Source organism: Roseovarius sp. MBR-79 (assembly GCF_053628555.1).
Window position 1 is genome coordinate 83,402 of the sequence record NZ_JBRJGP010000015.1, and the last position, 6,000, is coordinate 89,401.

A 6,000-nucleotide genomic window follows, 5' to 3' on the forward strand; every position below is an offset into this window, starting at 1 on the left:
TCCTCGCCACCCTATCGTAAGCGTTCCCAGGAGGGCACTGGCGGTTCAGCTTGACGGCTTGAAGTTCCACGGCAGCAGATCGTCGAGGCCACTTTGCGGATGACCATGTGCGATCGCTGTGAGGGTGGCCTTGAGATAGGCGAAGGGCTCGACGTCGTTGATCTTGCAGGTCTCGATCAGCGAGGCGATGCGGCCCCAGGCGATGCCACCTTCGTCATGCCCCGCGAAGAGCGCGTTTTTCCGATTGAGTGTGATGGGGCGGATCAGGTTTTCGACGCGGTTGTTATCGATCTCGACGCGGCCATCGGCCAAGAAGGTCTGCAGCCCGTCCCAGTGGTTATGGATGTAATTCAGCTTTTCGCCCAACCGGGATTTAGCCGAGATCTTGCGGCGTTGGGCCTGCAGCCAGTCGCCGAAGGCTGCGACCAGTGGAGCACTGCAGGTCTGGCGGGCAGACAATCGCTGGCCGGGGGAGGTGCCACGGATATCAGCTTCGACGGCATAGATCTCGGCAATGCGGCGCAGTCCCTCGGCGGCGATCTGTGATCCATCGCGGTCGAAGACTTCCTTGAGCTTGCGGCGCGCGTGCGCCCAGCAATGGGCCACGCGAATGGGGGTGCCGCCCTTGCGCGTGGGTTTGGTCAGCCGGTTGTAGCCCTGGTATCCGTCGATCTGCAGGATGCCATTAAAACCTGTCAGGAATGTTTCGGCATTCTCGCCCGCCCGGCCCGGGGCATAAAAGTAGACCACACTGGGTGGATCTTCACCGCCCCATGGCCGGTCATCGCGGGCCAGTGCCCAGAGATAACCTGTCTTGGTTTTGCCCCGCCCCGGATCCAGCACCGGGGCCGTGGTCTCGTCCATGAACAGCTTGTCGGATCGTTTCAGGTGTTCAGCCAGCCGGTCAACAACGGGCTTGAGGTGGAATGCTGCCTTGCCGACCCAATCGGCCAAGACGGCGCGATGCAGATCAAGACCCGCCCGCGCCAGGATCTGGCTTTGGCGGTATAAAGGAAGGTGGTCGGCATATTTGCTGACCAGCACATGGGCGATGCTGGCCTCGGTCGGCAGGCCGCCCATAATCAGGTGCGCTGGTGTGGGAGCTTGGGTCACGCCGTCGGTGCAGGTCCGGCAGGCGTATTTCGGGCGCACGGTGACAATCACACGCAACTGCGCCGGCACGATGTCCAGCCGCTCGCTGCGATCTTCACCGATCTTGTGCATGACACCGCAGCCACAAGGACAGATCAGGCTGGCGGGTTCAATAACCTCCTCGATGCGCGGCAACGCGGCCGGAAGATTACCTATGGTGCGCTTTGGCGCGGGCCTGGTTGCCGTCTTGTCACCTGCCTTGGCGGCCAGATGTTCCTTCTGCACCTCGACCTCGGCCAGCGCGATGGACAGATCCTCAAACGCCAGCTGTCGTTCATCCTCGGTCAGCTTTTCCGACCGTTTGCCATGCAGGGCATGGTTCAGTTCAGCGATCAGATGCTGTTGGCGTTGGGTAATATCCTGAAGTGCTGCGATCGTTTCCATCAACGACGTAACCACTGCACGCTGGGCGGCCGGGATAGTGGAAAGGTCAATGGCGGGTGTCGCGATCATCGCCCGATAATATGATAAAACCCTTGTAAAAACACGCAAAAGACAGTGGTTGATTCATTCTGCCGCAGCAGGTGGGCGCATCTCCAATGCCTTGACCTTGCGCCAGTCAAGACCGGCAAACAGGGCCTCAAACTGAGCGTGGTTCAGCGCCATCATCCCGTCCTTGATCGCGGGCCAAGTGAAGGTCGTATCTTCCAACCGCTTGTAGGCCATCACCAGTCCTGTGCCATCCCAGTAGAGCAGCTTCAGCCGATCGGCACGGCGCGAGCGGAACACAAACACCGTGCCGGTGAACGGATCCTTGCGCAGCACCGACGACACGACTGCCGCAAGACCATCATGACCTTTGCGATTATGCTGAGCTCAGCATAATCGCAATTATGCCGAGTCCATGATTATGCAGAGTGTCTGGCAGCTTTTTAATTGCTGCCAGCACCTTAACGACAATATCACTGCGCATATTTTCTTGAGTTTCGAACATCGTTTAGCATCGATAGCAGCTTGTCGGGCGCTTTGAATCTGCCTGGTCGCAACACGGGTGGCTCCATGGCGGCGAGGGCTTCGAGCTTTTCTGTTGGATCGGCGCGCAGGTATATCTCGGTGCTCTGGAGGGTCGCGTGACCCAGCCAAAGAGAGACCTTCCGGATGTCGTGAGTGGCCGCGAGGGTGTGCATCGCGCACGTGTGGCGCAGCACATGCGGCGTGATGGGCCTGTCGCGCAAAGAGGGCTGCATCACCGCGGCGCGCTCCACGTGCTTGCGCAGAATATACGCGAAGCCCGATCGGGTCATCGGAGCACCAACACCATTGAGGAAGAGTTCAAGCGCAGAGGTTTTGGGGCGAATGCTGATCCAGGCCCGGATCGCGGTTGCCGTCTCTTTCCAAAGGGGCAGGACACGTTCGCGCCGTCCCTTGCCCATTACGCGGATATCCCCCCAGTTCCGTTGGTCGACCTGACCGGACTTCAGCCCGATCAGCTCCGATACGCGCAGTCCGGCCGCGAAGGCGAGGTGTAGCATCGCCCTGTCCCGCGTTCCCGACGGTGTGCGCGGGTCGGGCGCGTCGAGAAGCGCCTTGATCTCGACGCGCGTCAAATGCGTGACGAGGGCCTCATCCACCTTCTTCATCGGGATTGCATGGATGCGGCCTGCTTGATCAAGGCAGTCCGGCAGCCGGTATTCAAGGAAGCGGAAGAAAGCGTTGATCGCGGCCAGCCGCGCGTTGCGCGACCGCGCGCCGTTTCCGCGCGCGGTCGTGAGGTGCTCGAGAAACGCAAGGACCAGCGTGGCATCGATTTCTTCCACGGTGAGGTCTGACGGCTTGGTGCGAAGGTGGCTGGCGGCGAAGACGACAAGGAGCTGGAAGCAGGTTGCGTAGGCCTCGCAGGTGTGCGGGCTGGCACCGCGATCCCGGGGAAGATGCTCACGGAGGAAGACGGCGAGGTGTTGGCCGAGAAGGGTCATGAGGCATCCCCCCGGTGCAGCGCTTCGCCAGCCTCGGCGATCCCGAACATCAGGGTCGGGGTGGCCTGCAGGTACCAGTAGGTGTCAGTGATATGGGCATGACCAAGATAGGTGCTCAACCCGGCCATGTGGCGGGCGACTGCCGCGCGGCCGGATCCACATTGCTGCAGCGAGCGCACGGCGAAGCTGTGCCTGAGATCGTGGATGCGCGGTCCCGGCTCGCCAGCGGCGCCACGCAGCCCGACGGTGCGGGTCAGGCGAAGGAAGACCGTGATCACCGTGGAATAGGCAGGTCCCGTGCCGGCACTTGATCGGAAGACAGGATCGTCAGGGCGCCCCGGGAAGGTGCGGAGCCAGGCGTCGAGCGCGCGGCGCGTGGTGGCGTGGATCGGCACGAGCCGGTTCTTGCGGAACTTCGTGGCAAGGATGATGAGGCCATCCTCACCGACGTCGCGCACGCGCAGTGCCAGCGCCTCGGAGATGCGCAGCCCCGTCGCGGCGAGCAAGCCGAAGAGCGTTCGGTACATCAGGGGACGGATCGCGCCGGGCTGCCCCAGCAGAGCAGTCGTGCTCATCAACTGCGCGATCTCGTCGGCGGTCCAGATGTGCGGCAGGACGCGGGCGTGCCGATCCGTTCCGAATACATCGGTCGCCGGCAGCTCGTGCCGTGTGTCCTCGGCATGCATGGCGAGTGCGAAGCGGCGCACGGTCAGCAGGCGGTTGCGTCGTTGCGCCGGCGAGGGTGCCTCGCTGGCCCATGCGATCGTGCGGGCGGCCAATACGACACTGTCGCCATACGTCTCGGCAAATGCGACGAAGCCGCGCAAAAGTCCTGCCTGGACGCGGAACTTGAAGCCGAGAGCGCGATGGAGCGCAACATACCGTTTGAGATCATCAGCCAGCATCACGCGTCCCCCGGCCAGGGTTGCGCGATCAAGCACAGCGTCGCGAGATCGACCTTGGCATAGTGGGCAGTGGTGTCAGGCGATTGGTGGCGCAATACCGCGCCGATTGCATCGAGCGTCGCGCCCGCCCGAAGCATGGCCGTCGCCGCCGAGTGACGCAGAAGGTGGGCTCCCTGCGATGGCGCGTCGGTGATCCCGGCTCGCCGGAGGGCGGAGCGGACGATGGTCGAGACCACGTTGGAGCTTGCGAAGGGGACATACGGTGCCGCCGAGCGCAGAAAGATCCTCCGCTCATCCACCAGCGGGCGGGCATCCTCGAGGTAGGCGAGCAGCGCGTCACCAGCTTCCTGAGGCAGAGGCAACCGCACCTCACGCCGCCGCTTGCCGCGAACGCGGACCGTGCCCGCTGCCCAATCGACATGGTTGATCTCCATCGCCCAGATATCGTGCGCGCGCAGACCAAGCCGAGAGAGCAAAAGAAGGATCGCCCTGTCCCTGATCCCATGAGAAAGGGAGAGATCGCACCCCTCGATCAAGCGGGTGACATCCTCGGGCAACAGATAACGCGGCAACGCCGACAACCTCCAGTCTGGCGTCGGCGGCACGGCATGATCGAGACCGGGGCGGCACTCGCCGCGCGTGGCCAGGAACCGAAGATAACCACGCAGCGCCATCGCCATCGTCTTGACGTAGGCAGCGGAGCAGCGCGTCCCTTCATCGAGGATGACCGCGCGGACCCGCGACGCATCATATGCGTCGGGATCGACGCCCAAAGCCGGCAAAAGCCGAGAGACCATGCGGACATGCCGGGCAATGGTCCGCTCCGAGAGGCCACGATGGCGCCGCAGCCATTCACCGAAGCGTGCGACGGAAGGATCGACAACCAACGCTGCAGGCGCGACCTTCGGGATGATGCCGCAGTCGCCAAGGTAGTATGTGAATCGGTGAACTCGCCTCACATACTTGGAAGAGAGCCGATCAGATGACCGATTGCCGCCGCACCGGCACTTATGCCGCGCGAAGCGTTCCAGCGCATGCTCGTCGAGCGCCGAGATGGTCAAGCCCGAGAGCGCGAGCCATGCCCCAAGATGACGGGCTGAGTCGGTATATCCCTTGATCGTCAGCGCGGTGTAGCCGAGGCCAGACAGGTGAGCCGCATAAGCGACAATCGGCTCGGCAAGCTCGCCTGCCTCCATATGCCCCGGCCGAACTGGCAGGCGTTCATCAATATTGGTCATTGGCATTCTCCTCATTGGGCGCAAAGACGCGCCGGAGGAGTAAGCCTAATTATGCGGAGTCTTACGACATTGGCAGATATGCAGACCTGTTGAATGGGAGAAGAAAAATTAGCCTGCAGATCTGCAGCTTTGCATAATCATGGACTCGGCATAATTCCTGAAGTCCACAGGCTGCGTTGAGACCAGAACCCGCACACGGTTTGAAGGGAACATCATGGGTTGGCTTCCAAGCCGCGCACGACCGATACAATCCGTTCCGCTGAGGCCCCGGCTTCCAACCGGATCACGACTGCGCCCATGACAATCTCCGGCCGATCCTGCGCACCCGTTTTACCAAGCGGGGCATCGTCAACTGGTGCAACGATCAGTGACGCAAATTCCGCAGGATCCTCCGGCGCAGGTAGCACCAGCCGTCCGGTCCGCGCCAGCGTCCGCCAGGAGGACAGATGGTTCGCAGGCACACCATGCCGCAGCGCTACAGCATTCACAGTGCTGCCCGGAACCAGCGTCTCTGCCACGATCCGTGCTTTCAGCCCATCCGGCCATTTCCGGTTCCGACGACCCCGGCCGCCAACCGGGAGAACCTCCGATGTAGTCTCCATGGAGAAAATCCAGTCCAACAATCAACAGGGTCCAATGAACCCATCACGATCACAGACGGAAGGTGGGCGGCAGGAAACGCTTACACCCTATCGTAAGCATCCGGCGTAGGCCACAACGAGGTCAACGCGCGCGGTCGCGGTCCATTTCGATGAGCTCTTGCAGGTTTTCAATCCCGAACGGAGTGAA

Annotated in this window: 5 protein-coding genes and 1 pseudogene; all 6 read right to left on the bottom strand. The window is 62.2% G+C overall.

Annotation, left to right across the window (positions count from 1 at the left end; genetic code table 11):
* Positions 1–45: 45 nt before the first annotated feature.
* Positions 46–1,536 carry an IS66 family transposase gene (gene tnpC / locus ACSSV8_RS15135; RefSeq protein WP_454283005.1) on the bottom strand — a complete coding sequence of 497 codons (1,491 nt, stop codon included), beginning with the start codon at positions 1,534–1,536 and terminating at the stop codon, positions 46–48.
* Between the two features lie 123 nt (positions 1,537–1,659).
* Positions 1,660–1,944, bottom strand: a pseudogene (tnpB, locus tag ACSSV8_RS15140) (IS66 family insertion sequence element accessory protein TnpB); the annotation flags it as partial.
* Between the two features lie 110 nt (positions 1,945–2,054).
* Positions 2,055–3,068: a tyrosine-type recombinase/integrase gene (locus tag ACSSV8_RS15145; protein WP_037238709.1), complete on the bottom strand. Its 1,014-nt coding sequence runs from the start codon at positions 3,066–3,068 to the stop codon at positions 2,055–2,057.
* Positions 3,065–3,973, bottom strand: coding sequence for a tyrosine-type recombinase/integrase (locus ACSSV8_RS15150; protein WP_454283002.1), 909 nt, complete (start codon positions 3,971–3,973; stop codon positions 3,065–3,067). The genes ACSSV8_RS15145 and ACSSV8_RS15150 overlap by 4 nt, the downstream gene beginning before the upstream one ends.
* On the bottom strand, positions 3,973–5,211 hold the full coding sequence (locus ACSSV8_RS15155; protein ID WP_454283003.1) for a tyrosine-type recombinase/integrase: 1,239 nt from the start codon (positions 5,209–5,211) through the stop codon (positions 3,973–3,975). Before ACSSV8_RS15155 ends, ACSSV8_RS15150 begins: the two co-directional genes overlap by 1 nt.
* 212 nt (positions 5,212–5,423) lie before the next feature.
* Positions 5,424–5,813 (bottom strand): transposase, encoded by a 390-nt coding sequence (locus ACSSV8_RS15160; protein ID WP_454283004.1) that lies wholly within the window; start codon positions 5,811–5,813, stop codon positions 5,424–5,426.
* Between the last annotated feature and the right edge of the window lie 187 nt (positions 5,814–6,000).

Bases quoted from the DNA above. Each gene is read 5' to 3' on its own strand.
- tnpC (WP_454283005.1), bottom strand. From the start codon at position 1,536: ATGGAAACGATCGCAGCACTTCAGGATATTACCCAACGCCAACAGCAT.
- ACSSV8_RS15145 (WP_037238709.1), bottom strand. From the start codon at position 3,068: ATGACCCTTCTCGGCCAACACCTCGCCGTCTTCCTCCGTGAGCATCTT.
- ACSSV8_RS15150 (WP_454283002.1), bottom strand. From the start codon at position 3,973: ATGCTGGCTGATGATCTCAAACGGTATGTTGCGCTCCATCGCGCTCTC.
- ACSSV8_RS15155 (WP_454283003.1), bottom strand. From the start codon at position 5,211: ATGACCAATATTGATGAACGCCTGCCAGTTCGGCCGGGGCATATGGAG.
- ACSSV8_RS15160 (WP_454283004.1), bottom strand. From the start codon at position 5,813: ATGGAGACTACATCGGAGGTTCTCCCGGTTGGCGGCCGGGGTCGTCGG.